Source organism: Cystobacter fuscus DSM 2262, from assembly GCF_000335475.2.
Lineage (GTDB): Bacteria > Myxococcota > Myxococcia > Myxococcales > Myxococcaceae > Cystobacter > Cystobacter fuscus.
Genome location: NZ_ANAH02000007.1, coordinates 47269 through 71971 on the forward strand (window position 1 = coordinate 47269; position 24703 = coordinate 71971).

Genomic DNA, 24703 nt, shown 5'->3' on the forward strand with positions numbered 1-24703 from the left:
CCGATTGCAGCCTCCCGGCCAGCCCCCGAATGCCCTGAAATGGCCTGGTTGCGAGGACGGGGTGCGCCATCCCGGCCCAGGTGCCCCGGAATGGATCGCTCCCTCCCAGCCCACGGTCCTCGTAGTGGACTGAATCCCTCCGATTCGCGGTTGAGACGGGGTTGGAGGCACGCCCCTCATGTCGTCTTGACCGAGGGGGGGTCCTTTTTATATTTGACCAATCCAGTCCACTTTAGGTGCGCCGATGTAGGAGCACCAAGGACCTCACGGGGTTACCCCCGCCCCTGGGGTTCGAGAACGACCGCTGCTGCCTGGAAGGCGACCGAGATGCTGAAGCTGCCCATCTACATGGACAACCACGCCACCACGCCGATGGATCCGCGCGTGCTGGAGGCGATGCTGCCCTACCTGCGCGAGGACTTCGGCAATGCCGCGTCGCGCAACCACGCCTTTGGATGGAAGGCGGAGGCGGCGGTAGAGGAGGCGCGCAAGCAGGTGGCGGCGCTCATCGGCGCGTCCGACAAGGAGATCGTCTTCACCTCGGGCGCCACCGAGTCGGACAACCTCGCCATCAAGGGCGTGGTCGAGTTCTACAAGGAGAAGGGTGACCACATCATCACCCTGAAGACCGAGCACAAGGCGGTGCTCGACACGTGCAAGCGCCTGGAGCGCGTGCGCCAGGAGCGGCTGGACGAGCTCAAGACGCTGCGGCTCATGCAGCTCACGGGCGCGCCGGTGAGCCGCGACGAGCTGGCCACGCTCGCCATCAAGCACGACCTGGACAACGACGCGGTGTACCGCCAGTGGGCGGAGCTGCCCACGGGTGGCGCGCGCGTGACGTACCTGGACGTGGAGAAGGACGGGCGGGTCGACCTCAAGAAGCTCGAGGCGGCCATGACGGACAAGACGATCCTCGTGTCCATCATGCTCGCCAACAACGAGATCGGCACCGTGCAGCCCATCGCGGAGATCGGCCGGATGTGCCGCGCCCGGGGCATCCTGTTCCACTGCGACGCAGTGCAGGGCATCGGCAAGGTGCCCTTCCACGTGGAGGAGGCGCAGGTGGACCTGGTCTCCATCTCCGCGCACAAGATGTACGGCCCCAAGGGCGTGGGCGCGCTCTACGTGCGCCGCAAGCCGCGCGTGCGCATCGCGCCGCTCATCGATGGTGGCGGCCATGAGCGCGGCATGCGCTCGGGCACGCTGAACGTGGCGTCCATCGTGGGCTTTGGCCACGCGGCGAAGATCGCCCGCGAGGAGCTGGTCGAGGAGGCCGCGCGCCTCACGCGCCTGCGCGAGCGGCTGCGCAAGGGCATCGTCGAGCAGCTGGACATGGTGACGGTGAACGGCTCGCAGGAGCACCGGCTGCCGGGCAACCTCAACATCTCCTTCGCCTACGTGGAGGGCGAGGCGCTGATGATGGCCATCAAGGACGTGGCGGTGTCCTCGGGCTCGGCGTGCACGTCGGCCTCGCTGGAGCCCTCCTACGTGCTGCGCGCGTGCGGCGTGGAAGAGGACATGGCGCACAGCTCCATCCGCTTCGGCATCGGCCGCTTCAACACCGAGGAAGAGGTCGACTTCGTCATCAAGCTCATGGTGGACAAGGTGAACCGTCTGCGCGAGATGAGCCCGCTGTACGAGATGGCCAAGGAAGGCATCGACCTCAAGAGCATCGAGTGGACGGCGCACTAGTCCGCGCCCTCCCCCCACCCCAATCCCCCCGGAGTTCCCCATGGCCTACAGCGACAAAGTCATCGACCACTACGAGAACCCCCGCAACGTCGGCTCGCTCGACAAGGCGGATCCCAACGTCGGCACCGGTCTGGTGGGTGCTCCCGCGTGCGGCGACGTGATGCGCCTGCAGCTGAAGATCACCGACGAGGGCATCATCGAGGACGCCCGCTTCAAGACGTTCGGCTGTGGCTCGGCCATCGCCTCCAGCTCGCTGGTGAGCGAGTGGGTGAAGGGCAAGACGGTGGACGAGGCGCTGACCATCTCCAACAAGGACGTGGCGCGCGAGCTGGCGTTGCCGCCGGTGAAGATCCACTGCTCGGTGCTGGCCGAGGACGCCATCAAGGCCGCCATCGACGACTTCAAGAAGAAGCGCGACGCGCGCCGGCAGCAGCCGGCCTGAGCGGACAACCGAAAGAGCAGTCAGGAGGCGCGTGATGAACGAGCAGGCGACAGAGCAGACGGGCCAGAAGACGGCGCCTGTGACCCCGGCGGCCAAACCGGCACGGGGCATCACGCTGCATGACAGCGCGGTGGAGCAGTTGCGCAAGTTGCTCGCGGAGCGGCAGACGCCCGACGCGGGGCTGCGCATCGCGGTGCGTGGCGGCGGGTGCTCGGGACTGGCGTACGTGATGGAGTGGTCGGAGAAGCCGCGCGAGAAGGACAAGATCTTCGAGCGCGAGGGCGTGCGGGTCTTCGTGGACCCCAAGAGCTACCTGTACCTCATCGGCACGGAGATCGTGTACGAGTCCACGCTGATGGCCTCCGGGTTCAAGCTCAACAACCCGAACGTGAAGGGCGCATGCGGTTGCGGAGAGAGCTTCTCCGTCTGACGCACGCGACACCCACCACGCAATCCTGGGGGCCCGGCCGCCAATCGCCGGGCCCTCGTCGTTTCTTTCCGTCGAGAGGAAACACCCGGTGAAGTGCTGGAACTGTGACAAGGCGTCGGAGGGCAGCCCGTTCTGCGGCGCCTGCGGGAAGATCGCGGGCCGGATCGCCGGCACCACCCACTTCGCCATCTTCGGCCTGCCCCCCAGCCCGGACGTGGAGCTGGCCGCCCTGGAGCGGCAGTACCGGGAGCTGTCCCTGCGGCTGCACCCGGACCGCTTCGCCCAGGCCGAGGCGCGCGAGCGCCGACTGTCGCTGGAGCACACCACCGCGCTCAACGAGGCCTACAAGACGCTCAAGGACGCCACCCGGCGCGCCTTCTACCTGCTCTCGCTCCACGGGGTGGACCTGGACCGCGAGGACACCGCCGCCCAGAAGAACATGCCCCTGGAGTTCCTCGAGGAGGTGATGGAGCTGCGCGAGGCGCTCGACGGGGCCATGGAGACGAAGGACCAGGCGCGCGTCCAGGCGATGGCCCGGGACGTGGAGGGCAAGCGCTCCGCGGCCCTCCAGGAGGCGGTGGAGTCGTTGCGCGTGCTCGAGAAGGGGCCCGTGGACGAGGCGGTACTGAAAAAGGCGTCGCACGCCCTGGGACGGGTGCGGTACTTCACGCGCTTCCTCGAGCAGGTGGACGCGTTCGAGGAGGAGATGCTGGCGTGAGCAAGAACGGCTTCCTGCAGATTCATGACCCGCTCAAGCCCAAGGGGCACGCGGTGGGGATCGACCTGGGCACCACGAACTCGCTCGTGGCGGGCGTCATCCAGGGCAAGCCCCGCTGCCTGGTGGCGGACGAGGGCGACAGCAACCTGCTGCCCTCGGTGGTGCACTACGGACGGGACGGGGGCGTGGTGGTGGGCGCGCGCGCCCGGGGACTCGCCGCCGAGCACCCCACGGACACCATCGTCTCCGTGAAGCGCTTCATGGGCCGCGGCCCGGACGATCCGGAGACGCGCAAGCTGGGCGCCTACCGGTTCGCCTCCGGCGGCAAGGTGGTGCGCTTCGAGGTGGCCGGCGGCCAGCCCGTCACCCCCATCGAGGTGTCCGGGGAAATCCTCCGCGCCCTCAAGCGCCGCGCCGAGTCGCACTTCTCCGGCCGCGTGGAGCAGGCCGTCATCACCGTGCCCGCCTACTTCGATGACGCCCAGCGTCAGGCCACCAAGGACGCCGGCCGGCTCGCGGGCCTGGAGGTGCTGCGCCTGCTCAACGAGCCCACCGCCGCGGCGCTCGCCTACGGGCTCGACAAGGGCAGCCAGGGCACCTTCGCGGTGTACGACCTGGGCGGCGGCACCTTCGACATCTCCATCCTCAAGCTCGTGGACGGCGTCTTCGAGGTGAAGTCCACCGGCGGCGACTCGGCGCTCGGCGGGGACGACTTCGACCGGGCCATCGCCCAGCGCGTGCTGGAGGCGCTCGGTCAGGCCACTCCCTCCCCCTCCCTGGTGGCCGAGGTGCTGGCCGCTTCGCGCAAGGCCAAGGAAGCCCTCACCGACAGCCCCGAGACGCTCCTCACCGTGGGCGCGCACCAGCAGACGGTGCGCCGGGCCGACGTGGAGGAGTGGATTCGCCCGCTCCTGCAGAAGACGGGCGCGGTGTGCCGCCGGGCCCTCAAGGACGCGGGCGTGACGGCCTCGGAGCTCGACGGCGTCATCCTCGTGGGCGGCTCCACCCGGGTGCCCGCCGTGCGCCGCTTCGTCGCCGAGATCTTCGGCCGCGAGCCCCTGGGCGACATCGATCCGGATCAGGTGGTGGCGCTCGGCGCCGCCATCCAGGCGGACCTGCTCACCAACGTGGACCGCCAGGACGAGGTGCTGCTGCTCGACGTCATCCCCCTGTCGCTCGGGCTGGAGACGATGGGCGGGCTCGTGGAGAAGCTCATCCCGCGCAACTCCCCCATCCCCATCGGCGCGGGCCAGGTCTTCACCACCTTCAAGGACGGGCAGACGGGCCTGGACATCCACGTGCTCCAGGGCGAGCGCGAGCTGGTGGAGGACTGTCGCAGCCTCGCGCGCTTCACCCTGAGTGGAATTCCCCCCATGACGGCCGGCCTGGCCCGGGTGGAGGTGCGCTTCCAGGTGGACGCGGACGGCATCCTCTCGGTGAGCGCCAAGGAGCAGAGCACCGGCGCCACCCAGTCCATCACCGTCAAGCCCAGCCACGGCCTCACCGACGAGGAGATCGAGCAGATGCTGCTCGACTCCATCGACAACGCGGAGGAGGACGTGCAGGTGCGCCAGTTGCGCGAGCAGCGCGTGGAGGCCGAGCGCGTGCTCACCGAGGTGGAGCGGCAGTTCGGGCAGCACGCGAGCCTCGTGGACGAGGGCGAGCGCCCCACCATCGAGGCCGCCATGGCCCGGGTGCGCGAGCTGGCCCAGGGCAAGGACTCCCAGGCCCTCAAGGACGCCATCCACGCCCTGGACGAGGCCTGCAAGCCCTTCGTCGAGCGCATCATGAACCAGGCCGTGACGCGGGTCGTCGCGGGCCATTCGGTCGAGGAGTTCTGACGTGCCCAAGGTCCACTTCAAGAGCCCCCTGGACGACGTCACCGTGGAGGTGTCGCCGGGAACCACGCTGCTGGACGCCGCCGAGAAGGCCGGCGCCCAGGTGGGCCACTCCTGCGGCGGCGTCTGCGCCTGCTCCACCTGCCACGTCTGGGTGCGCAAGGGCCTCGAGTCGCTCTCCGAGCAGCGGGACGAGGAGATGGACCGGCTGGACATGGGGTTCGACGTGCGCCCCTACTCCCGCCTGTCCTGCCAGAGCGAGGTCGGCCAGACCGACGTGCACGTGGAGATCACCGAGGAGTCGCTCTCGGCCTATATGGACGAGAACCCCATCGTGCGCCGCCGCCTCGAGTCCGAGGGAAAATGGCCCCTGAAGAAGTAGGTTGAAACAACTGCTTGACGGGGACGGTTCAGGCATCTATACACCGCCCCCGTCGACGCAACGCACCGCCGAGACGCCGCAGCGATGCAGCAGCAGCCACCTGCCCAGGTGGTGGAATTGGTAGACACACTAGATTCAGGGTCTAGCGCCTGCAAGGGCATGGAGGTTCGAGTCCTCTCCTGGGCACTGAAGAAGGCCCCGACTGAAAAGTCGGGGCCTTTTTCTTTTTCAGCCCCCTCACGCGGGGCTGTGCGCCGGCTCCACGGCCTCGTGGGCCATGTGGCCCGCCGCCTCGCGCGCCAGGCTGCCGCCTCGGCGCAGGTCCTTGATGCGGATGCCGCGCACGCGCACGGAGATGGCCCCCAGGGACACCTGGCTGAGCAGCGTGCCCAGGTGGGTGAGCGCCGCGAAGGCCGCGGCGTCCTCGGCCGAGGCCCCCAGGCTGCGCGCCGCCCAGCTCGTGACGAAGTAGTAGATGCCCATGCCGGCCGGCACGCCCGGCAGGCTCTGGCCCAGGGCGATGGCCGCCAGGACGATGGTGCCGGCGAAGAGCCCCCCGGAGATGCCCAGGCCCCTCAGGGCCAGCCCATAGGCCAGCGCGGGCGCCAGGACGGGCCCCACGGAGAACAACAGCGTGCGGGCCATGCCCCGGAAGCTGCGCGCGGTGCCCAGGCCCTCGGACACATGCCCCAGGAGGTGGCGCACCCGGGGCAGCCGGTTGCGCCTGCCCAGCGCCCGGGCGAGCGGCAGCGCGTAGTGGGCCAGCAGCACCACCAGCACCACCAGCCCCACGCACGCCCCCACGGCGATGCGCAGCGGCCCGGAGAACTCCGCCATCTTCTCCCCGAAGGGCCCCAGGAAGGACAGGGCCACCAGCCCCATGAGCGCCGCGAACTCCAGCAGCTTGCACACCGCCACCGAGCCCAGGGCCTGGAGGAAGGGAATGCGCTGGGTGCGCGACAGGAGGAAGCAGCGGATGAACTCGCCCAGCTTCCCGGGCAGCGCGTTGTGGGTGAAGGCGCCGATGGCCACCAGGTGGTAGCGCTCGCGCAGGGGCACGGGCTTGCTCAGCGTCGTCTGCCACTGCACGGCCCGCAGGGGGATGATGGACGCGGACAGCAGGAGGAAGGGGATGAGCCAGGGCAGGTGCCCGGGCAGATCCTCGATGAAATCCTCCAGCGGGAAGCGCGGAATGAGCAGGGGGCCCGGTCCGAAGTTCCACCGGAAGAAGGCGCTGGAGATGAGGAACACGGACAGCACCGCGCCCACCACCACCGCCAGCACCTTGAGCAACGTGCGGCCCCCCGCCCCTTTCTTCATGACGCCGCGACCTCCACCAGCGATCGGCGCCCCTCGCGGTAGACGCTCGACAGCCGATCATGCAGTTGGGTGCAGTGGCTCATCGCGGACAGATCCACCGGCAGCTCACGCGGCCAGCAGATGACGCTGTTGGTCTCCGTGCGCGTGAGCCCCCCGTGCGAGCCGAACTCCCAGGCGAAGCCCACCGTGCCGCCCTTGGAGACCGCCTGGCCGAAGAGCACCAGATCGCCCGCGGTGGGCATGTGGGGCAGCTCGCGCAGGTAGTCCGCCACGGCGCGGCGCGAGAACTCCGAGGACAGGGGCGCGCTGTCGATCTGATGCGCCTCGTACACCTGGCCCCCGATGATGGCCACCGCCTTGTCCCGGCGGCGCACCGCCACGATGCCCAGATCCGGATGGCGCATGGCCCGGCCGAGCACCTCCGGGAAGCGCGCCACGAGCTGCGCGGCCTCCAGCGGCTCGCGCCGCCGCGTCAGGTACACGTGCGAGAAGTTGCCGGACTCGACCACCACCGGCTCCTCGGGCGCGTTCAGGGACACGTGCTCGGGCAGCGCACGGCCGTCGAGCAGCCCCCGGCGCACGTCCTCGGACAGCGGCAGGGGCGCCCCTTCCAGCAGGAGCTTCTCCAGGCGCTGCCCGGTGCGCCGCTCGATGGCGTCGCTGTCCACGTGGCCGTGGTCCGTGAGGAAGACGATGTCGTAGCCGGGCTCCACCGCCTTGGACACGGCGTAGAGCTCGGCGAGGTAGGAATCCACGCGCCGCAGCTCCGTGAGCGCCTGCTCCGAGCGGGGACCGCGGCGGTGGGCCACCTCGTCGTAGTTGCCATAGACGAGGTAGATGGAGGGCACACCCCGGATCATGTCCACCATGGCCTTGGTGTGGGCGAAGCTCCACCCGAGCCGCTGCAGGAAGACCCGGCTGACGAGGTAGCCCTGCTCGTGGCGCCAGTCGCGCTGCATCCGCGCCCACCGGTACACCTCGCGGAACGAGTTCCACGCGTCCTTGCCGAACGAGCGCAGGTAGGACAAGGGCTTGCGCGTGCGCCCCGCCAGCACCCCCTCGAACTCGTACTTGATGCTGCGCAGCATCGTCTTGTAGCTGGCCACCGTGGTCATGCACAGCCGGTTGCGCGCCTCGGCGCGGAAGAGCGCGAAGTAGGCATGGCCGCCCTCGGACAGCAGGCTCGAGCCCGCGCTGCGCCCCAGCCGCGATTCCATGGCGAGCGCGTCCACCGGGGTGTTCATCTGCACCTTGCGCCCCAGCTCCCGGTCGAACCAGCTGTAGGCCGGCAGGTTGGGATGGCGGATGCCGTAGAGCAGCCCCGCCTGGAAGAAGGGCGTGGAGGCGGGCGAGCCCCAGAACGCATCGTCCATGGCGTAGGCGCCCGAGGTGACGAGCTTGGAGAAGAACGGCATCTGTCCGGTACGGACGGCGTCCTCCAGGTGCGCCTTGGGCACACCATCCAGATGGACGATCAGCAGCTTGCGTTGACGTGAAGCGGACAAGGGGCTCATTTTCGAGCCGACCTGGCGCACGTACTCGCGGGCCCACGTCTGCAATTGCGGGTTGATGACTTCGTTCACGGTTTCGTTTCCCCTCCCCGGCCGGGAAGATGTGCACGAAGGGAGCCGCCAGCCGTGCGAACCGGGGCGCTTTGGATGCTCCGCCGCAGAGCGGCCAGACAGGCGGGCCGTGTTCAGCGGGTCATAGTCCCCATCACCCTGGGCATGGCACCTTGAGTCGGCATGCTTTCGACCGCGCTGCTGCTGACAACGCTGGCCACGGCCCCCTCTCCCGCGACCACTTCCGCCCTCGAGGCGCCCGTCCAGAAGGAGAAGGGCGCGGACGCCATCGTGGTGCCCCTGGTGAGCTACAACTCCGACCTGGGCTTCACCTATGGTGGCGTGGCGGGCGCCTATCTGTACTCGCCAGGCTATGTGCCCTACCGGCATGCCATCGCCATCCAGGCGATGTTCACCAGCCGGGGACAGCAGAACCATTACCTGCGCTACGACGGGCCGCGGCTCATCGGGCCCATGCGCCTGGAGCTGCGCCTGGAGTACCGGCGCGAGCTGCTCAGCCCCTTCTACGGGGCGGGCAACGTGTCCGCGCAGGACTTCCGCGGCAACGAGAACCAGGAGCGCTTCAACTACAAGAAGGGCTCGCCCGGCGCGTGGATGCGCCTGCGCGGTCGGCCCCTCGGCGAGAGCCACCCCTTGCAGACGTACGTGGGCTACGCGTGGCGCTACACCCAGGTGTCGACCTTCGAGTCCTCGATGCTCAGTGAGCTCAAGCCCGTGGGCATCGAGGGCGGGCCCACCGGGCAGGTGTCCGCGGGAGTGATGTGGGACACGCGCGACAACGAGTCGGATCCGGTGCGTGGCGGCGTGGAGGAGCTGAGCGTGCGCGTGTCGGGCACCGCCACGGGCAGCCGCTACCAGTACGGGGGCATCACGCTGAGCGAGAAGCGCTTCTGGCAGTTCGGCTCGAGGGTGGTGCTCGCCCAGCGGCTGACGCTGGACGCGCTGTTCGGGGAGGTGCCCTTCTTCGAGTGGGTGAACACGGGCGGGGTGAGCGTCTCGGAAGGCATTGGCGGAATGAGCAGCGTGCGTGGCATCGAGCGCAACCGGTTCGCGGGCAACGTCAAGGCGTTCTCCAACACGGAGCTGCGCGTGCGCGCCTTCGACTTCAACCTGTTCGGCGCGCCGGTCTACACGGGCGGCGTGGCCTTCGTGGACGTGGGGCGCGTGTGGCACCCGGGCGTGACGGACGGCCCCTGGTGGATGTTGCATCCGGGCGTGGGCGCGGGCCTGCGCGTGGCCCGGCGCGCGGCCGTGGTACGCTTCGACTGGGCCATGTCCCCGGAGACGCTGCGCCACCGCGTGTACATCAACTTCGGCCACATGTTCTAGGCCGCAACCACGCCAGGGTCCGCTCCACCACCCAACGGTGGCGACCCAGACCCTTCGAGGCGTCAATGCCGCGTCGAGCAATGACGAACTCTTTGCACTTGTTACTCACCGAAGGCGAACTCCGACTTCACTTCATCCCGGGCCCTGGCAACAACTCGCCCTTTGCCATCGAGCCCTCGCGCGGTCAGCACAAAGTGTACGATGTAGACCTCTGCTCCGGTCCCTGGTTGACGCGACTTCTTGCGCAGCGTTCGTGCGAGAAGAGGATCTGGGATGAAGAAGGTGCGTATGGGACTGGCTGCCGCCTGGATTGATTTGGCTTGGGACTGCGCATCCGCCATGGCCAATGTCCGCTGGGGATGGGCGGGAACGTAGAGTTCTCCCACCATGAGCATCTCGTTGCCTTGTCCTACCTGGAGCATCATGTGCACACTCCGCACAGCATCGCCAGGAGTCCCCTCAATGCGAGCCTCGCACACCACCGCCTCTGTGTTCCACTGAGCCCCCATGGGGCCGCCGCCCTGCTCCTGGAGGTTGCCGCCCTTCCAGGCATCAAGGCACTCGAGTTGGACAGTCAGCGCTGGAGATGGATCCGCGCGAGCGACCGAGAGAAACAACAGCAGATAGCGCACGTTCCGTAAGAGCACGAGGAGACCCTTCATCCCGGTGGGTGATCCAGCATCGCATCATTGCTCCACCCGGCAATGCGGAGTTGCTGCTCCGAGTACCCGATGAGTTCCATCTCATCCAAGAACGTGGCCTGCTTGGCGACGATGTATTGGAAATGCCACCACTCGGTCTTGTTGTAGTCCTTTTCCCAGCCCGATTGGGCCTTGATGCGCTCGAACTTGCCCGAAGACTCGATCAACGTCGTCAAGTCCACGTAGTTCCCAGCCGGAATGTCTATGTCCTTCCCATTGAAGAAACTGTAGTACTTGACCTGCCCCTTGGTGAGCGCCTTGATGTGGGCTCCACTCGAATTGGCTGTCTTGCAGTAGATCCGCCAGTACATCTGTTGGCCGGAAGCCTCCTTGACGATGAAATAGCGTTGTCCGTTGCCTCCGCCGAGGGCCTGATTGATGTCCACAGCGCGGCCACAATAATGGAAGCTGTACCGGCTCGTGCCCGACTTGGTCATCCGCTGAAGCACACGAGTGGTGTCTCCATAAGGGCCTTCGAGTGTGGCGCCCTGTGCCTGGGCGAGCGTGACGATCTCCCCCCACGCTGCGGCTGCATCCTCTCGCAGCTTGCCGCCTGTAACGACCCCTACAACCGAAATCGCCCGAAGTGGGAATCTGGCCAGGGGAAGCGTCCAGTTCTTCGAGATCCATTTGCGGATTTCCTGGGCTGTAGCGAAGTCACAAACACCGGTCTCGCCTCCAGCAAAGCACTCCCCCGTGCCAATGTCTGGTTGAGGCATCCGATAGGGCCTCGCGGCGTGCCGCTGAAAGCGGGCGACAGCTCGCTGGGTCTCGGGCCCGAAGTAACCATCCCGGTAGTCATCCTTGGCCGGAAGGTAGTTCAGCGCGATCAGGTCCTTCTGGAGTTGCACCACGTAATCATGAGGAGCGGTAGCGGCCTGCTTATATTTCTTGCTCGCCGTATTGTCGATGCTGTTGTCCTTCTTGCTCTTGAAATAGAGTTGAAGTCCCGAGTACTCCCAATAATTCAACGGGAAGGCCACGACCGTGACCGTCCCCTTGGCGACGACTACCGCGGTAGTGGGATTAGTCCCTTGCGCCACGCCAGCGTTTCCAGCCATGTTTCCTCCTAGCGCGAGCGACTCTCAACAACCGTGGGAATCATCTGGACCACACGAACCTGGCATGTAGTCCGGTAGGGACTCTGGATTGTTCGGCATCTCCGCCGCCCCATGGGTTGCCAAACATCCATGATTGTCGACCAGGACTTCACAGGGCAGACCTGGATCGAGTCCTTCCAGCCACGCGATTCCCTGCTCATCCAGTGTCACATTGATTCTCCGTCCCTCATGGAGGACAGTCACCGGATGACCCGCCAGGGGCTTGCCATTCGAATCCACAACCTTGAGCTGGAAGGTCTCCAGCTCGTCCTCCAATGTGTTGTAATCGATTTCCGGGTCCAGGATCTCAATACGCAACTTTTCTTGGTACGTACTCTGCACCAACTCGGTGTGGCCCCTGGTATCCGTGACGCCTTCGAGCACCGCGCCATTCTCTCGGGTGATGCGGTAGCGCCGATTTGGCAGAGGGGTGCCGTTCTTCTCATCCACCAGGATGAATGCCTCGTCATAGAGCATCCCCATGGAGGTGGCTTGGTATACATCATTGCCAATAATGACGTCCGGGCTGCCTTCAATCAGTTGTCCATGCCCACCGCAATGAGCGACCGCATCACCCTGACGGTGCGCCGGCTTGCTGTTGATGATGACACTGGACGCACCGGTAGCAGCTTGCCAGGTGTTGGGGCCACAGCAGGAGGAATGGTTGCCCGTATCTCCCACTCGCAACGCGGGTTTGAAGTTAATCAACACGTCTGGTGAGCCCGACACGGCAGGCCCCACTGCCGAGTGCGGGCAAGAGGGGCATCCGTGTGAGTCCGCAGGGACATGTGATCTATCGCCAACACGGCCGGCAGCAGGCATATCGACGGTCTCCCTCTATTTACAGGACCCATACTGCTCAAGCTTGGACCAGCGCGAGTGCGCGAGGAGCCGGAATCGACCATTTGCCGGCTCGAACTTGTAGACATCGCCATCCGAGGGAAGCAGGAACTTCTTCCCGGCGGGCATCCGCATCTGTTTGACGAGCGCGACCAGCACATCATCTCCCCGGCGCAGGAATACGGGCGGCTGCTGGGAGCGCTCTCGCAGCGACACCATGGGCTGTGCCCCCCGGAGATCCATGATGAGGACGTTGAGAGCGGAACCACTCTCCCCCGAAGCCACCAGGAAGTCTCCGTGGCACACAAGCTGCTCGAAGTTCTCGTCCAGGGAGATTGACTGCTCCCCCTGTTCGGAAGACCACACCACCAACCGCGAGGAATCCCCCGGGGAGGCCGCCTCAACACTGCTTGCCAACAAGGCGCCGTACCCTCGCTCACCGCACCCTTCCAGATAGCCCAGCAGTTCCTCCCCCGGCTTCAACAGACCCTGGAGCCGCACCAAAGTCGCCGCAGCCACCGGCTCGGCCACTCCCATCGAGGCAAGCACCACGAGCAAGGAGACCATGAGCCTGTTCTTCTTCAGCGTGTCCATGCAGCTCCTCGCAAGTCCTACCACTTCCGGATCTTCTCCAGACAGGCGACTCCAACACCAGACCTCCTCATGCATTCGGCACAAGCATTGATATTGGTCGAATACCCGGCTCCAGTGCCGTAACCATTCACTCCCTTTTCGAGGTCTCCAGCCCGATCAATCCGCATCTGGAGGTATTTGGTTGCGTACTCGATATTCTGTTCCTTGGTCAGCCCACTGTGAAGGGTCCTCGCACGTGCCCTCCATTGCTCCTTCGTTTCCCCCTTGTTCTGCCCAATAACGTCCATCACCGCAGTGACGGTCAACCCCATGAACCCAGAGGCAGTAGACTCAGAACTCTTCGCACAAGGATAAAAATCACTCTCCTTGTAGATCTGACAGATGATGAATTCATCCGGCTGTTTGGATTTGTTGTGCTCCTTGACGATTTTCTTGATTTCATCAAGGGATAGCCGATCACAATCGTATTTCTTGATAGGAACAACTTTGCGCTCGGTATTGGATGTGGGAGTTGTCGTGGATGCGCTCTCCGCTACGACCTTGCTTTTCGTATGAGGCTCGGCCATGTGATCCTTCGTCCCCCACTGCTCTCATCTCGGTTCCGTTGCGTCGATCGGTCTCTGCCGTCACTCAACCCCGGGAAGATGTTCTTGGAGAACGTGGTCGATGAACAAGTGCCGATGGGGAGCTTTTGTCCACGATTCGACATTCGCCACCGCAACCCACAAACACACATCAACTCGCAACACAGACAGAGAAGAATGCACGCCATGGAAGGGTGGCGCATGGCGGTGTAGTTGTCCATCGAGAGGCGGAGGGAGATAGGGCTGCTTGATGGCAGCTACCTCGTCATGATTTCTTGAAAACCATCCTCGATTCCCGCTTGAGGCAAGTCAGACGCGAGGCCGTGCCCTGGTTTCCATGCTGATGCTCAGAGGTCAGAGGCGGGCATGAACAGCACCCGGCCCCCGTGGCGCCGCTGGTAGGCGGAGGCGTCCTGGCAGGACATGGGCGGGGGCTGACGATCGGGAGGCACTCCGTCCAGCCAGACGCGGCAGGAGCCCGGAGGCGGTAGACGATCGGGCGGAACGCCATCGAAGGACACCGGCCCGTACTCGGTCGCCGCCACTTCACCCGTCTGGAACGAGCGCGGCGAGGAAGCCCAGATCACCAGGCCCCCATGGCGACTCGCGGTCCGATGCGCGTGGCCGCACGACATGGTCGCCGGCTGGCGATCCGGAGGCAGCGGCCGGTACCAGATGCGGCACAGGCCCTCTCGCGGAACACGATCCGGAGGGACGTGGAAGTTCATGGAGCCCCGAGGCGGCTCATGCGGATGGGACGGGGGAGGAGGAGGCCGGGGACCGCGCGGCGGGGGCCGAGGCCGATGGGGAGGCCGGCTCGGAGTTTCCGAAGGCTCGGGGTCGGGGTCGGAAGAGTGAATGAAAGTGCAACCCGCCGCCGTGAGCATCCAACCAACGAGAAGTGCGCGAAGACCATTCATGGTGCGCGCCCAGACGCCGGACGCTCGCCTGCCATTCACTCCGCGACACGCCCTCTCCTCCCAGGTCCATGGAAGGCCAACCTTTCTCAACTCCCGGAAGTCGAAAGAACAAGATTCGCAACGGGAGAGAAATCACCCGGAAACATGCGGCGCCGACACTGGTGAACGTCGAATCCTCACCCCAGGAGGTAGCCCATGCGTCGGTTCATCCCTCTTCACGCCGTGCTCACCGTGGCGGCATCGCTGGTCTCCACGTCGGTGCTCGCACAGCCCCCGCATCGGCGAGGCCCGCCCCCCGAGGCCCTCCAGGCCTGCGCCTCCAAGAGCCAGGGCGCCACCTGCACCATCGACTTCCCGGATCGCCAGCTCGAGGGCACCTGCGAGTCGCACCATGGAGAGACCCTCGCCTGCCGGCCGGCGCGTCCTCCCGGTCCTCCTCCCGAGGCCCTCGCCGCCTGCTCGGGCCTCCAGGAGGGCGAGGCCTGCACGGTGACGCTCCACGACAGGGAGCTCCAGGGCCAGTGCCACACCGGCCCCGATCAACAACGCGCCTGCCACCCCGAGCGCTCCCACCGGGGACCCCCTCCGGAATAGGGCGCTACGGAGAGACAGCGGGCGTCACGGGCTCGCCCTGGCGGAAGCGCGCCTCCGGGCCCGGGCCCACGTACACCTGCACGGAGCGGAAGCGCGGCGTGCTCTCGGCCACCCGGACCGAGTGGCGCAGGCCCGCGGGGATGTAGACGGCGTCGCCCTGACGCACGGACATCGCCTGCCCCTCGATGGTCATCTCCGCCCCGCCCTCCTCCACGTAGATCATCTCCACACTGTCCACGTGGACGTGCTCGGGCACCGTGCTTCCCCCCTGGAGCTCCAACACGCCCATCGAGGCGGCACGGGCGCCGGTCTCCTCGTTGAGCAGCAGGAGCGCGGTGCCCTTGCCCTGGGCGATGCGGAAGGTGGGAGCCCGCGCGCCGTCCACCACGTAGCGCACGGGCCGGGTGGGGACGCGGGCACAGCCCACGCCGACACACAACAGGGCCAACAGGAACACGGTACGCATCACCCCTCCGTTCCGGCTCATCGGTGGTTGAGATACGTCGAGTGACACGCCACGCACGTCTCCACGAGGCGCCCGTAGCTCTCCGCGAGCGCCTGGTCGTCCCGCTTCTCCGCGGCCTCGCTCACGGCGCGAGCGCGCAGGCGGGCCTCGTCCTGGAGCACGAAGAAACGCTCGGGCAGGAGCGCGTTGAGATCCGCCTCACCGCCGGGCAGGGGCCGGATGATCCGGGGCTCGGCGGAGATGTGTTTGGCCGCGGCGCGCGCGACGTCGTACTGGAGCAACGTCACGCCATACATGAGGTCGCGCGCGTCCTGCCCATGGCGCTCCATCTTCTGGCGCAGCAGGGACCGGGCCTGCTCGGGCAGATAGTCCGGCTTGCCCAACGAGGAGGGAGGCGACTCCTTGTTGGCCGCCTCGGCCTTGGGCTTCTCGGCCTTGGGCTTCTTGGAGGGAGCGGCCTTCTGGGGCTCGGGCTCCGCGGCGGAGGCGTGGAAGACAAAGCCCGCGGACAGGACGCCCACGAGCATGAGGGGGACGCGAAAAGAAGTGGTCTTCATCGAATGGACTCGCCGGCCGTGATGCGCATGGGGCTTCTCACCCACTCGCAGGATCAGTCCTGGCTTCGCGGAAAGCAATGCACGGCCTCCGCGGCCCTCAGGGAGTCGCCGCCGAGGCCGCGGGGTTGCCCGCCTTGATCCAGCGCGCCAGCGAGAGGGCCTCCTGGGTGGACATGAGGTCCGCGTAGCTGGGCATGCCCGTTCCGGGCCGGACCTTCTGGGCGTCGAGGATCCACATGGCGACCGTCTCGTCGGGCTTGCTCCGCGCGTTGACGAGAGCGGGGGCGAACATGGCGCCCTCGCCGTGGCAGCCGCGGCATTTCAAGCTGGCGAAGAGTTCCTCCGGAGGCCGCGGCGCCTGGGCGGTGGCGGTGTTTCCGGACGCGGAGGTCTCCGCCTCCTTCTTCTCCGAGCAACCCGCGAGGGCCACGGCCATCGACAAGAGCACCGTGTGGGACAGCGGAAGGACGAGGGGCATGCGATTGCGCATGCCCCTCCTCTACTACCACCAGCGCGGGGAGGACCAGGGGAAGGGGGCCCAGAAGGGCGTCGCCAGGGTGTCGCCCTCAAGAAGGGGCGGGGGCTACGGGGTCACTTGTGAGAAGCGTACCTTCTGCACCCCCTCGATCATCTGCAGGGCCAGGGGCGCGGACGTGTACTCGGAGCGGCTCTGGACGTTCTGCAGCTTCTGGGCGAGTTCACCCATGTGGATGACGCCGAGCGCCTCGTCCTTCTTCCAGGGGACGGGGAACTGGCGCTCCAGGATTTCACTCCCCGTCTCCCGGTCACGCGGCGTCTTGCGGAACCTCGGCGCCTCGTCGACGGGCGCATCCACTCCAAAATGCATCGCCTCCGGCTGGAGGTGGATGTCCACCGTCTTCACGTCGCCTTCGAAGAGACACAGGAGCACGTTGTCGTTCAGCCGCTCCATCCGCGCGAGGTTCAACATCGACTCCGGAGGCTGGAAGGTGTTGTCCTCGATGAGGACGTCATAGCCATCCACGAGCAGATCCTTCCAGCCGGAGACCACGGACGAGCGCAGCAGGAAGCCCGTGATCAACCGGTCCGCCTCCTCCAGGGGGCTGGCGCTCCTCCGCCGCAGCTCCAGACGCCTGTCCGCCTCGGTCACCCGGCCAATGCTGTTGGCGCCATCCAGCAGGCACTTCATCCAGCGCCAGTCCATCCGGAAGAACCGCAGGGACTCGGCGGGGAGGAGCCGCGCGTCGGGCACCAGGTATTCGAAGGGCACGCCGCGCAGGTCGCGCAGGTCCTCGAACCACTTCCTCACCACCTCGGGTGGCCCGGGCGGGGTGCGCACGCTCCGGAAGGGCATGCGGGACACGCTCCGCGTCCGCAGCCGCTGCTCCTCCTGGCGCTGCGCGAGCCGGCCCGTGCGCTTCCATTGGTAGAGCGCGAGGGAGACCGCCTGATTCCGCAGTGTCAGCCGGCGCCCGAGCTCCCAGGCCGAAGCATAGGAGACATCGAACATGCCGGTCCGCGCCTCGTAGCGCAGCAGCTCGTCCGCGGCCAGGGCGGGCAATGCCACCGGCTCCTGCACGTCGCCGGGGCTCAGGGGGCCGTGGTACCACGAGACCGTCTTGTCTCCCTGGCGAAGGGCATGCGGCAGGGGAACGCATCCCCTGGCGAGATACGGAGCCGCTTCGGTCTCGACCTCCTCGGTCAGCCTGAGCGTGCTCGGCTCCCGCTTCACCTTCGAGAGCAGCGCGGTGAAGCTCTGGTCCGGATCCAGACACGAGAAGCTCCACCGCTTCAGGCTCACGAGGCGGATCAGCGCCTCTTCGCCAGCACCTCCGAAATCGAACTCCTCGGAGTCTTGATGGTAGCGACCCTCCACGGAGACCAGATAGACCGTGCTGGTTCCACCCTCTTGAGGCAGACGATTGCAGAGCACGGTCGCATGGGTATTGGTGCTGGCCGACGGGTCTTCTTTCTTCATGCCCTTGAGCTGGCGCACGTGGGCCAGATAACCCAGCTCGCTCTTCTTGGGCAGCACCGCCTCGAGCAGCCGCCGCTTCACCTCGATCACGCTCACGCTGTCGTCCGGGTCCTGCCCCACCTCCTCCTCGAAGGGGGGGAACGTGGCCCCAGGTGCCGACGTCAGCTCCCGCAGCGGGAGGATGCGCTCGACGGGCTTGTCCTCGGGCGAGGTGAAATCCGACTCCCGGAACAGCAGGAGGGCGAGCCACGGGAGGTTCGGATCCTCGTTGTCGGGCGAGCGCTCCCAGGGCAGCGTGCTGCGGGTCAGCGTGATGTGGGGCAGGACATTCAGGTGGTCGCCCAGGCTTCCCTCGGGCGGGAAGACGCCGGCCACATCGCTCGGTGCGAGCGCGGTGAAGCGCTCTCCCGTGACCACGAAGGTGAGGCTGCGCTCCCAGGTGGCTGGCGTGGAGACCTTGTCGCTCTGGAGCGTCTGGAGCGACTGCGTCAGGTCCACGCGGTAGGTGCCGCTGTCGAGCGGGGGCTGGTGATACTGGATGAACTCGACGAGCGGGGCGGTGTCGGTGCGGGTCTTTCCAGTCATGATCGGATTCCTCGAGGGGATGGGCGGCTCACTGGACCTGGGGAGCCACGACGAAGGTTCGTGCGAGTGATTCCGGATCGAGCGACACGTCCCGCTCGGGATCGAATCCCAGTCCCTTCAGGAGCTGATCGCGGAGGTCATTCCGTCCCACCGTCTCGCGCAGCCGCTCACGGCGCGCCACGTCGTCTGCGCTGATGGGCTGGAACTCGGCGATGGGCTCCCACTGGAAGGCGTCTGGGATGGGGGTCGTGTCGTAGCGCAGCACCTCCGTGCGGATGTTCTCGGTATGGCCGGGTGCGGGCTGTGCCTTGATCTGGACGTCGAAGCCTGTCACCACGCCTTCCACGAAGCGCGGCTCGTCCGCGGAGGGCGGAAGCACCCGATCCTCGGAGGCCGTCTTGGCCGTGCCCCACACCGCGGAGGGGACCTTGCGCGTCATCGGCGTGAACGTGAACCAGTCCGTCACGTCCAGCTCTCCATCGTCCGTGAGCTTCGTGAGCCGGATCCATTGCTCCGTCTCGAGATCGTCTGGCGTCACCGCCATGGGGCGGATGCCGAAGGCTCCCTGGGTGCTCCCCATGACGATCTCCTGCCTCCCCTCCCCCTGAACGGCCTTCTTCGTGGGGACGAAGGCATCCGTGGTGAGCGCGAAGTCCTTGGGGTTGACCACCCAGAGCTCCTCCTCCCCCTTCTGCAGCCGCCGCAGCAGCCCGTTCGTCACCCCCAGGGTGCAGATCTCCTCCGCCGGAGGCAGGAATCCACTCTGGAAATCCTCCCAACCAATGGCCTTGGGATGGACGCTGCCCTGGTCTCCGAACTCGATGGTGAAGGAGAACAGGGTGACGTCGATCTCCGCGTAGCCGCCGAAATCCGGTCCCCACAGCCGCAGGGCGGCCGACACGTCGACATCTCCGAGGAAGCCGAAGCCGGCGCTGATGCTCACCCGGAGTTCGATGTCGTAATGGTAGGGCTTCCAGCTGATCAGGAAGTCGGCGCCAGCACGGAAGGTGGCGTGCGCATCCCCCGACTCGAAGCTGACCTCCAGCGAGCCGCCCGCCATCACCGCGTGCGCACAGAGCGCGAAGTAGCCGCCTCCCTTGATGATGGCCACGTCGCCCAGGCGCCAGTTGAATCCCAGTCGCGGCACCAGCGGGTAGTGGTCGGGGACGGGGAAGCGGGGGTGGTAGCCTCCGGCGGTGATGACGAAGTCGCCCGCGTGCGGCCCCGCCAACCACGTGTAGAAGGCATAGCCTCCCGTGAGCTTGCAGTCCTTGGACAGGATGTAGGAGGACGGCGTGAGCTGGGCGATGACGCCCAGGAAACCCTCCTCGGGGATGAAGGAGGCCTTCAAGGCCAGCTCGATCTGCGCGATGGGGTCCACGCCCGTGTTGGCCGCCCCGAAGGGAATGCTCAGGTTGGCGAGCCCGAGCACGTGCACCTCGAAGCGCTCGCCCAGCTTGACCGTGAGCAGGGCGAACCCCGACAGCAGCTTGAACGAGGTGAACTTCACTCCCACGGCCAGGAAGCCATCTCCCACGCTGGGCGTGAGATAGGTGGACAGCAGGGCGACCTTCTCCTGGAGGAGCGCCGCCCGGCTGTTCGCGTCACCGATGTCGTTCTGCCCGCTGAGCGCCTCCCGGACCAGGGGGAAGTCCTTGATCTTGTCCACCGTGGGAATCGTCAGCGCCCGGTTGACGCCAAAGCCCGCGGACAGCCCCTCCACGAAGAAGAAGGGCGGCCCGCCCAGGGGAACGCCCAGCACGGCATAGAGGAACAGCGAGGGCTCGCCCTTGAACTGCGCGTAGCCGCCAATCGCGCTGAGCGAGATGGCCCGGCCACCCATCTTCGCCTTGAGCAGCGCCAGGCCGTCGTAGCTCTCGACCTTCTCACCCTCCACTTCCATCTCGCGGCGCAGGAGGGTGCCGCCAATCTCCAGATTGGGCGTGCGGTAGTCGAGCGCCAGTCCATCGAGGTGGAAGCGGGGCGGCGAGCTCATCGTCACCGGCGCGCTCACGGACAGTCCGGACAGGCCCAGGGACAGCGGCCCCAGGGCCAGGGACGCGTCGAGCAGCAGCCACAGCTCGCCCGCGTCGAACTTCACCCCCACGCGCTCCAGACTCACCGGGCCCACGGCCTTCTGGAGCGAGAACCACTGGGGCTCCATGCCGCTCCGGGTTCCGGGACCCTCGACGATCTGACCGTTGTCGCTCACCTGGACCGGGACGTTGATGGGCAGCGTGAGGTCGCCGATCTGGAGCTCTCCCCGCAGCGTCACCCCCTGGGGGAGCACTTCCTTGCCCAAGGGCACGCCCTGGGCCTCGAACAGGGGAATGAGGGCGTTCACCTCGGGCTGGGTGAGCGCGGCGGAGGCCACCATGATCCGGTAGGTCAGTTTCACCCCGTCTTCTGGCGTGAAGTTCTGACCCACCAGGGGAAGCTGCGACAGGTCCAGGCCCGCGCCGACCTCCACGCCAAAGAGCCGCCTGGCCGTCAGGGACGTGGGGGGCTGCTGCCACGAGGCGAAGAGCGCGTGGTTCACCTGGAGGGTGAGCCCATCGGGAATGAGCGCGGCGAAGTCGGACGAGATGCCCTCGACCATCTTCCGCAGGCTCGTGCTCTCGCCCTCGGGGTTGGAGAAGCCCGCGAGCAGCGTCTTGCCGAGCGGCGCTGGCAGGTTGGGACGCGAGTCGATGGCGAGCTTCCCCGTGGACGCCCACTCACTGCGGACGGAGAGATTCTTCGTGGTGTTGTCGAGCGTGACCGAGAGGTCCTCGAGGACCAGCTCCTCGATGAACCGTGGCATGGGGATGCCCAGCTTGCCGGTCAGGTCCCCGACGAGGGCGCCGATCTCCACCTGCTCCTCCTCCGCCAGCCCGCCCTCGAAGACCCAATGGGTCGCGGTGGGATTGGTGGAGGTGCCTCCCCCCGAGCGGCTGGCCGAGACCACGAACTCCTTGTCCGCGAGCGCGAAGGAGCCGTGGATCTCCACCTCGGGCCGGTTGACCCCCTCCTTCGACATGTCGAGGCCGAGTCCGGTCAGGGTCACGAGCCCCGGCACCACTTCCCACTCCTGCGCGATCTCCGCCGCGAAGGAATAGCTCTGCTCACGGGGTTGGATGACGGCCTCGAGCCCCGTGAGAGTGAACGTGGACGGGTCGCCGCTCTCCGGCAGGACGCCCGCGAGCAGCGACGAGAGCGGCGCCGTCTGTCCCTCGGGCAGGGCAACGGCGACATTCATGGAGGGCAGCGCCACCCCGGCCTCCAGCAGGACCTCATCGTCGAGCTTGAGTGTGCTCCGGGCCTCGCAGGACACCTGCCGGGTCAGGGGATCCGACGGCGACTTCACCGTGATGGAGAAGAACAGCTCCTCCAGGGCGAACTGCCCGTCGATGATCTGCCAGGGCTCGGCGGATTGGAGCTCCAGGGTGACCGAGCTGACCCGGCGGGTGGGATTCTGCTCGAGGATGAGCTCGAACCCCTGGAGGGCGATGACGTTGGCCAGGGGGACCTGGGCGGGGATGATGTCCAGGCTCACGCCGCCCACGAGCTGGGTCAGGGCATCCAGCTCCGTCAGCCGGATGCCATCCAGCTCCGCGGTGACGACGAGGGGCGAGGTGTCTCCTCCTCCCTCGGCGAGCTCGCCCTTCAAGACGAGGACCTTGCCGCCATCGGCCGTCTCGAGCTCGAACTCGAGGCCGTCACCGAGCAGGGCGGCAATCCCTTCATTGGTCAGCAAGTCATCCAGCAATGCCATGGCCATCCTCGCCCTGCTCAAGGTGTTCACGCGCCGGTCCGTGTTCCGGCGGGTTTGCATCTCATCTCAATAGGAATAGTTGCCGGTGATGAGGGCGCGCCGGATGGCGATGACATGGACACGCCAGTCGTCACCTACCCGCTCCACGTCAGCGAAGATGTGCCAGGTGGTGCCGCTCACCTTGGGGTAGCAGTTGAAGGAGATATCCTTGTCAGCGCTGTCATCATCGGCATTGAGATAGAATCCAGCGACGAAGACCACCCACTCGTCTTTGGAGAAGCCGGTGTTTCCGCTGGCGGAGCCTCTGTCCACGGTGATGGTTTTGCACTGGAATGGCGCCTCCCCCTTGAGCAGGAGCCTACCGTCGGTCTTCAGGGTCAGCTCAGGCGTCGTGGTGTGGTTGCTCGTGAAGAAATGGAGGTCATGATTCGACTTGGTGCCGAACCATCCGCCCTTGTCGCTCACATAGGTGGAGAGCGTCCGGGTGCCGTCGGTATGGCTGAGCCCGTGCGCACCCGCTCCCGTCTTCACCTGGAGGGGATGATCGGGTGTATACGTGCCAATGCCCACGTTGCCACTGGTCTTCAGCGTCAGCTGAGGCTGGGTCTTGTTGTTGGCGAAGAAATGGAGGTCATGATTCGACTTGGTGCCGAACCATCCGCCATTGTCGTTCACATAGGTGGTGAGCGTCCGGGTGCCATCGGTATGGCTGAGACCGTGCTCGCCCGTGCCCGTCTTCACCTGGAGGGGAAAATCGGGTGCTTCCGTGCCAATACCCACGTTGCCACCGGTCGTCAGCGTCAGTTGGGGAGAATCGCCGCGGCCGGTCGTGAAGAGGTGAAGGTTGTGATTCGTCAGGGTGCCGAGCGAAACTCCCTTTTCGCCCACGTAGGTGGTGAATATCCGGGTGCCATCGGTATGGCTGAGCCCGTGAACGCCCGTTCCCGTCTTCACCTGGAGGCGAAAGGTTGGCGCCTCCGTGCCGATGCCCACCCTGCCATTGGTCTTCAGCGTCATCGCGGGGGATGAGACGCTGTCGTTCGTGTAGAACAAGAGGTCATGGTTCGTCTGGGTTCCAAACCCGGCCGCTCGGGTGCTGGAGGTCCCACGCAGCCGTGTGGACAGTTTGACCGTTCCATCCGAGTGGGTGATGCCATACGCATCCTCAGCGGTCTCCACCGTCAGCTTCTCGGTCGGGCTGCCGGTGCCGATGCCGACCTTCTGGTCCGCGAACTTCAAGGGCTGCTTCTGGATGAACGCCACGCGCTCACCGTCGCTGTAGCCGGTCAGCCCACCGTAGCGGACGAGCAGCGCCGAGCGGCCCGTGGCGTGGCCCGTCTTGACCTTCGAGATGGGCACCTCGATCGCCATCCCCTTGTCCAGGGTGGTGTTGCCGGACTTGGGCGTGAGCGTCCATTCCCCCAGCTGATTGGGCCCCTCCACGTTCCAGAGGGCGTGGCCGGGCCAGTCCGGGTCCGTTCCAGTGTGGTCCGACTTGCCCGGGATGAAGATGCTGGACACCTGGGAGGACGTCCCCAGGGCCCAGAGGTCCGAGGTGTCCTCGCTGGACTCGAAGCGGAGGGTGAAACGGCTCACCGACTCCCCGCCCGTGCCGGGCGTCAGGAGGATGGGGACCAGGCCCGTGTTGACGATGCGCAGCACCAGGTGGTTGTCGGTATGTCCATCATTCAGAACGAGGTTGGAGCTGCTGAACTCCGCCTCCAGGGAAGGAGCCGACGCGCCGCCCATGCTCATGTTGATGAGGCCGAGGTCGGAGTTCTCGGTGCGGTTGTACTCGTCATCTGGTCCGCTGAGCGTCACGTAGGTCTCGTATCGGTGCAGGGTGAGCTGGGCGAGCGTGGGCCGCGTGCCCTTTCCGGCGACCGCACCCACCTTCTTCAAGGTCAGCGCCAGGGGAGTGCTGGGCTTCACCTCCAGCGGCGCTGCGCCCTTGTAGAGGACATACAGATAGACGTCGCCCAGCGCGTATTCGTCAGCCGAGGTCGGGACACGCTTCTCGACCTCACAGAGCAGTCCCCACTGTCCGTCATGAGAGGCGTCGAGGAGGAGCTCCTCGGGCCGCACGAGCGTGTCGGGACGGAAGGTGAGCTTGAAGTGGTGGTTGGAGCTGCTCACCACCTTGTCGCTCACGTTCTTGAGCATCATGGTGACGCCAGAATGGGGCTTGGATTCGACCTCGAGGGTGTCGCTCTCCGCGGGAGACTCGTTGATGAACAGGACGTTGGTGAGCGTGTCGCTCGAGTCCGGGAGGGGAAGGTTGAATTGGAACGCGAAGGCCTGGGCCATGATGGGCTTC

General features: G+C 66.3%; 22 protein-coding genes and 1 tRNA gene. 9 read left to right on the top strand and 14 right to left on the bottom strand.

Annotated features, from left to right (window positions below; translation table 11 throughout):
• Window positions 1-330 precede the first annotated feature (330 nt).
• The 7 genes from D187_RS12470 (at window position 331) to D187_RS12500 (ending at window position 5688) form a co-directional block, all read left to right on the top strand.
• Window positions 331-1692 (top strand): IscS subfamily cysteine desulfurase, encoded by a 1362-nt coding sequence (locus D187_RS12470; RefSeq protein WP_245591715.1) that lies wholly within the window; start codon window positions 331-333, stop codon window positions 1690-1692.
• A gap of 40 nt (window positions 1693-1732) precedes the next feature.
• The gene (iscU, locus tag D187_RS12475) at window positions 1733-2134 is read left to right on the top strand and encodes a Fe-S cluster assembly scaffold IscU (RefSeq protein WP_002623345.1); all 402 of its coding nucleotides are present in this window, start codon (window positions 1733-1735) and stop codon (window positions 2132-2134) included.
• A 34-nt stretch (window positions 2135-2168) separates the two neighbouring features.
• Window positions 2169-2564: a HesB/IscA family protein gene (locus D187_RS12480; protein ID WP_002623344.1), complete on the top strand. Its 396-nt coding sequence runs from the start codon at window positions 2169-2171 to the stop codon at window positions 2562-2564.
• A gap of 88 nt (window positions 2565-2652) precedes the next feature.
• Window positions 2653-3282, top strand: a complete 630-nt coding sequence (gene hscB / locus D187_RS12485; protein ID WP_002623343.1) for a Fe-S protein assembly co-chaperone HscB — start codon at window positions 2653-2655, stop codon at window positions 3280-3282.
• Window positions 3279-5123: a Fe-S protein assembly chaperone HscA gene (hscA, locus tag D187_RS12490; RefSeq protein ID WP_002623342.1), complete on the top strand. Its 1845-nt coding sequence runs from the start codon at window positions 3279-3281 to the stop codon at window positions 5121-5123. Before hscB ends, hscA begins: the two co-directional genes overlap by 4 nt.
• Window position 5124: 1 nt before the next feature.
• Complete coding sequence (locus D187_RS12495) at window positions 5125-5502, top strand: 2Fe-2S iron-sulfur cluster-binding protein (RefSeq protein ID WP_002623341.1); 378 nt, start codon at window positions 5125-5127, stop codon at window positions 5500-5502.
• A gap of 102 nt (window positions 5503-5604) precedes the next feature.
• A tRNA-Leu gene (locus D187_RS12500) sits at window positions 5605-5688 on the top strand.
• Window positions 5689-5739: 51 nt separating this feature from the next.
• Here the strand turns inward: D187_RS12500 and D187_RS12505 are convergent.
• Both D187_RS12505 and D187_RS12510 read right to left on the bottom strand, forming a co-directional pair.
• Complete coding sequence (locus D187_RS12505; RefSeq protein ID WP_002623340.1) at window positions 5740-6822, bottom strand: lysylphosphatidylglycerol synthase transmembrane domain-containing protein; 1083 nt, start codon at window positions 6820-6822, stop codon at window positions 5740-5742.
• Complete coding sequence (locus D187_RS12510) at window positions 6819-8405, bottom strand: alkaline phosphatase family protein (RefSeq protein WP_002623339.1); 1587 nt, start codon at window positions 8403-8405, stop codon at window positions 6819-6821. The genes D187_RS12505 and D187_RS12510 overlap by 4 nt, the downstream gene beginning before the upstream one ends.
• A 162-nt stretch (window positions 8406-8567) precedes the next feature.
• Between D187_RS12510 and omp85 the strand changes: the two genes are divergently transcribed.
• The gene (omp85, locus tag D187_RS12515; RefSeq protein ID WP_002623338.1) at window positions 8568-9734 is read left to right on the top strand and encodes an Omp85 family outer membrane protein; all 1167 of its coding nucleotides are present in this window, start codon (window positions 8568-8570) and stop codon (window positions 9732-9734) included.
• A gap of 101 nt (window positions 9735-9835) precedes the next feature.
• Here omp85 and D187_RS12520 read toward each other — a convergent pair whose 3' ends face one another.
• From D187_RS12520 to D187_RS12540, 6 genes are all read right to left on the bottom strand, one after another.
• Complete coding sequence (locus D187_RS12520; protein ID WP_043429561.1) at window positions 9836-10396, bottom strand: hypothetical protein; 561 nt, start codon at window positions 10394-10396, stop codon at window positions 9836-9838.
• Window positions 10393-11496 (bottom strand): peptidoglycan-binding domain-containing protein, encoded by a 1104-nt coding sequence (locus tag D187_RS52165; RefSeq protein ID WP_081713667.1) that lies wholly within the window; start codon window positions 11494-11496, stop codon window positions 10393-10395. Before D187_RS52165 ends, D187_RS12520 begins: the two co-directional genes overlap by 4 nt.
• Before the next feature lie 24 nt (window positions 11497-11520).
• Window positions 11521-12246 carry a hypothetical protein gene (locus D187_RS57005; protein ID WP_211241502.1) on the bottom strand — a complete coding sequence of 242 codons (726 nt, stop codon included), beginning with the start codon at window positions 12244-12246 and terminating at the stop codon, window positions 11521-11523.
• A gap of 126 nt (window positions 12247-12372) precedes the next feature.
• Entirely contained in the window at window positions 12373-12969 is a 597-nt protein-coding gene (locus D187_RS12535; protein ID WP_002623335.1) for a hypothetical protein, read from the bottom strand.
• 17 nt (window positions 12970-12986) lie between these two features.
• On the bottom strand, window positions 12987-13535 hold the full coding sequence (locus tag D187_RS52170; protein WP_076606150.1) for a transglycosylase SLT domain-containing protein: 549 nt from the start codon (window positions 13533-13535) through the stop codon (window positions 12987-12989).
• A gap of 365 nt (window positions 13536-13900) precedes the next feature.
• Window positions 13901-14281, bottom strand: a complete 381-nt coding sequence (locus D187_RS12540; RefSeq protein ID WP_002623334.1) for a hypothetical protein — start codon at window positions 14279-14281, stop codon at window positions 13901-13903.
• A gap of 387 nt (window positions 14282-14668) precedes the next feature.
• Between D187_RS12540 and D187_RS49805 the strand changes: the two genes are divergently transcribed.
• Window positions 14669-15067 carry a hypothetical protein gene (locus D187_RS49805; RefSeq protein ID WP_002623333.1) on the top strand — a complete coding sequence of 133 codons (399 nt, stop codon included), beginning with the start codon at window positions 14669-14671 and terminating at the stop codon, window positions 15065-15067.
• Between the two features lie 4 nt (window positions 15068-15071).
• Here D187_RS49805 and D187_RS12550 read toward each other — a convergent pair whose 3' ends face one another.
• The 6 genes from D187_RS12550 to D187_RS12575 all read right to left on the bottom strand — a co-directional run bounded on the left by D187_RS12550 (window position 15072) and on the right by D187_RS12575 (window position 24693).
• Window positions 15072-15533 carry a cupin domain-containing protein gene (locus D187_RS12550; protein WP_002623332.1) on the bottom strand — a complete coding sequence of 154 codons (462 nt, stop codon included), beginning with the start codon at window positions 15531-15533 and terminating at the stop codon, window positions 15072-15074.
• A gap of 17 nt (window positions 15534-15550) precedes the next feature.
• Window positions 15551-16090 (bottom strand): cytochrome c, encoded by a 540-nt coding sequence (locus D187_RS12555; protein WP_002623331.1) that lies wholly within the window; start codon window positions 16088-16090, stop codon window positions 15551-15553.
• A 97-nt stretch (window positions 16091-16187) separates the two neighbouring features.
• A complete protein-coding gene (locus tag D187_RS12560) occupies window positions 16188-16580 on the bottom strand; it encodes a c-type cytochrome (protein ID WP_002623330.1) in 393 nt (130 codons plus the stop codon).
• Window positions 16581-16673: 93 nt separating this feature from the next.
• Entirely contained in the window at window positions 16674-18632 is a 1959-nt protein-coding gene (locus D187_RS12565; protein WP_002623329.1) for a hypothetical protein, read from the bottom strand.
• 28 nt (window positions 18633-18660) lie between these two features.
• Window positions 18661-22446, bottom strand: a complete 3786-nt coding sequence (locus D187_RS12570; RefSeq protein WP_051256332.1) for a DUF6603 domain-containing protein — start codon at window positions 22444-22446, stop codon at window positions 18661-18663.
• Between the two features lie 6 nt (window positions 22447-22452).
• Entirely contained in the window at window positions 22453-24693 is a 2241-nt protein-coding gene (locus tag D187_RS12575) for a hypothetical protein (RefSeq protein WP_002623327.1), read from the bottom strand.
• Window positions 24694-24703 lie beyond the last annotated feature (10 nt).

What these genes read in the sequence shown, in the direction of transcription:
- iscU (WP_002623345.1), top strand. Translation starts at nt 1,733, where the DNA reads ATGGCCTACAGCGACAAAGTCATCGACCACTACGAGAACCCCCGCAAC.
- D187_RS12480 (WP_002623344.1), top strand. Translation starts at nt 2,169, where the DNA reads ATGAACGAGCAGGCGACAGAGCAGACGGGCCAGAAGACGGCGCCTGTG.
- D187_RS12505 (WP_002623340.1), bottom strand. Translation starts at nt 6,822, where the DNA reads ATGAAGAAAGGGGCGGGGGGCCGCACGTTGCTCAAGGTGCTGGCGGTG.
- omp85 (WP_002623338.1), top strand. Translation starts at nt 8,568, where the DNA reads ATGCTTTCGACCGCGCTGCTGCTGACAACGCTGGCCACGGCCCCCTCT.
- D187_RS12520 (WP_043429561.1), bottom strand. Translation starts at nt 10,396, where the DNA reads ATGAAGGGTCTCCTCGTGCTCTTACGGAACGTGCGCTATCTGCTGTTG.
- D187_RS52165 (WP_081713667.1), bottom strand. Translation starts at nt 11,496, where the DNA reads ATGGCTGGAAACGCTGGCGTGGCGCAAGGGACTAATCCCACTACCGCG.
- D187_RS12535 (WP_002623335.1), bottom strand. Translation starts at nt 12,969, where the DNA reads ATGGACACGCTGAAGAAGAACAGGCTCATGGTCTCCTTGCTCGTGGTG.
- D187_RS52170 (WP_076606150.1), bottom strand. Translation starts at nt 13,535, where the DNA reads ATGGCCGAGCCTCATACGAAAAGCAAGGTCGTAGCGGAGAGCGCATCC.
- D187_RS12540 (WP_002623334.1), bottom strand. Translation starts at nt 14,281, where the DNA reads ATGAACTTCCACGTCCCTCCGGATCGTGTTCCGCGAGAGGGCCTGTGC.
- D187_RS49805 (WP_002623333.1), top strand. Translation starts at nt 14,669, where the DNA reads ATGCGTCGGTTCATCCCTCTTCACGCCGTGCTCACCGTGGCGGCATCG.
- D187_RS12550 (WP_002623332.1), bottom strand. Translation starts at nt 15,533, where the DNA reads ATGCGTACCGTGTTCCTGTTGGCCCTGTTGTGTGTCGGCGTGGGCTGT.
- D187_RS12555 (WP_002623331.1), bottom strand. Translation starts at nt 16,090, where the DNA reads ATGAAGACCACTTCTTTTCGCGTCCCCCTCATGCTCGTGGGCGTCCTG.
- D187_RS12560 (WP_002623330.1), bottom strand. Translation starts at nt 16,580, where the DNA reads ATGCGCAATCGCATGCCCCTCGTCCTTCCGCTGTCCCACACGGTGCTC.
- D187_RS12565 (WP_002623329.1), bottom strand. Translation starts at nt 18,632, where the DNA reads ATGACTGGAAAGACCCGCACCGACACCGCCCCGCTCGTCGAGTTCATC.
- D187_RS12570 (WP_051256332.1), bottom strand. Translation starts at nt 22,446, where the DNA reads ATGCAAACCCGCCGGAACACGGACCGGCGCGTGAACACCTTGAGCAGG.
- D187_RS12575 (WP_002623327.1), bottom strand. Translation starts at nt 24,693, where the DNA reads ATGGCCCAGGCCTTCGCGTTCCAATTCAACCTTCCCCTCCCGGACTCG.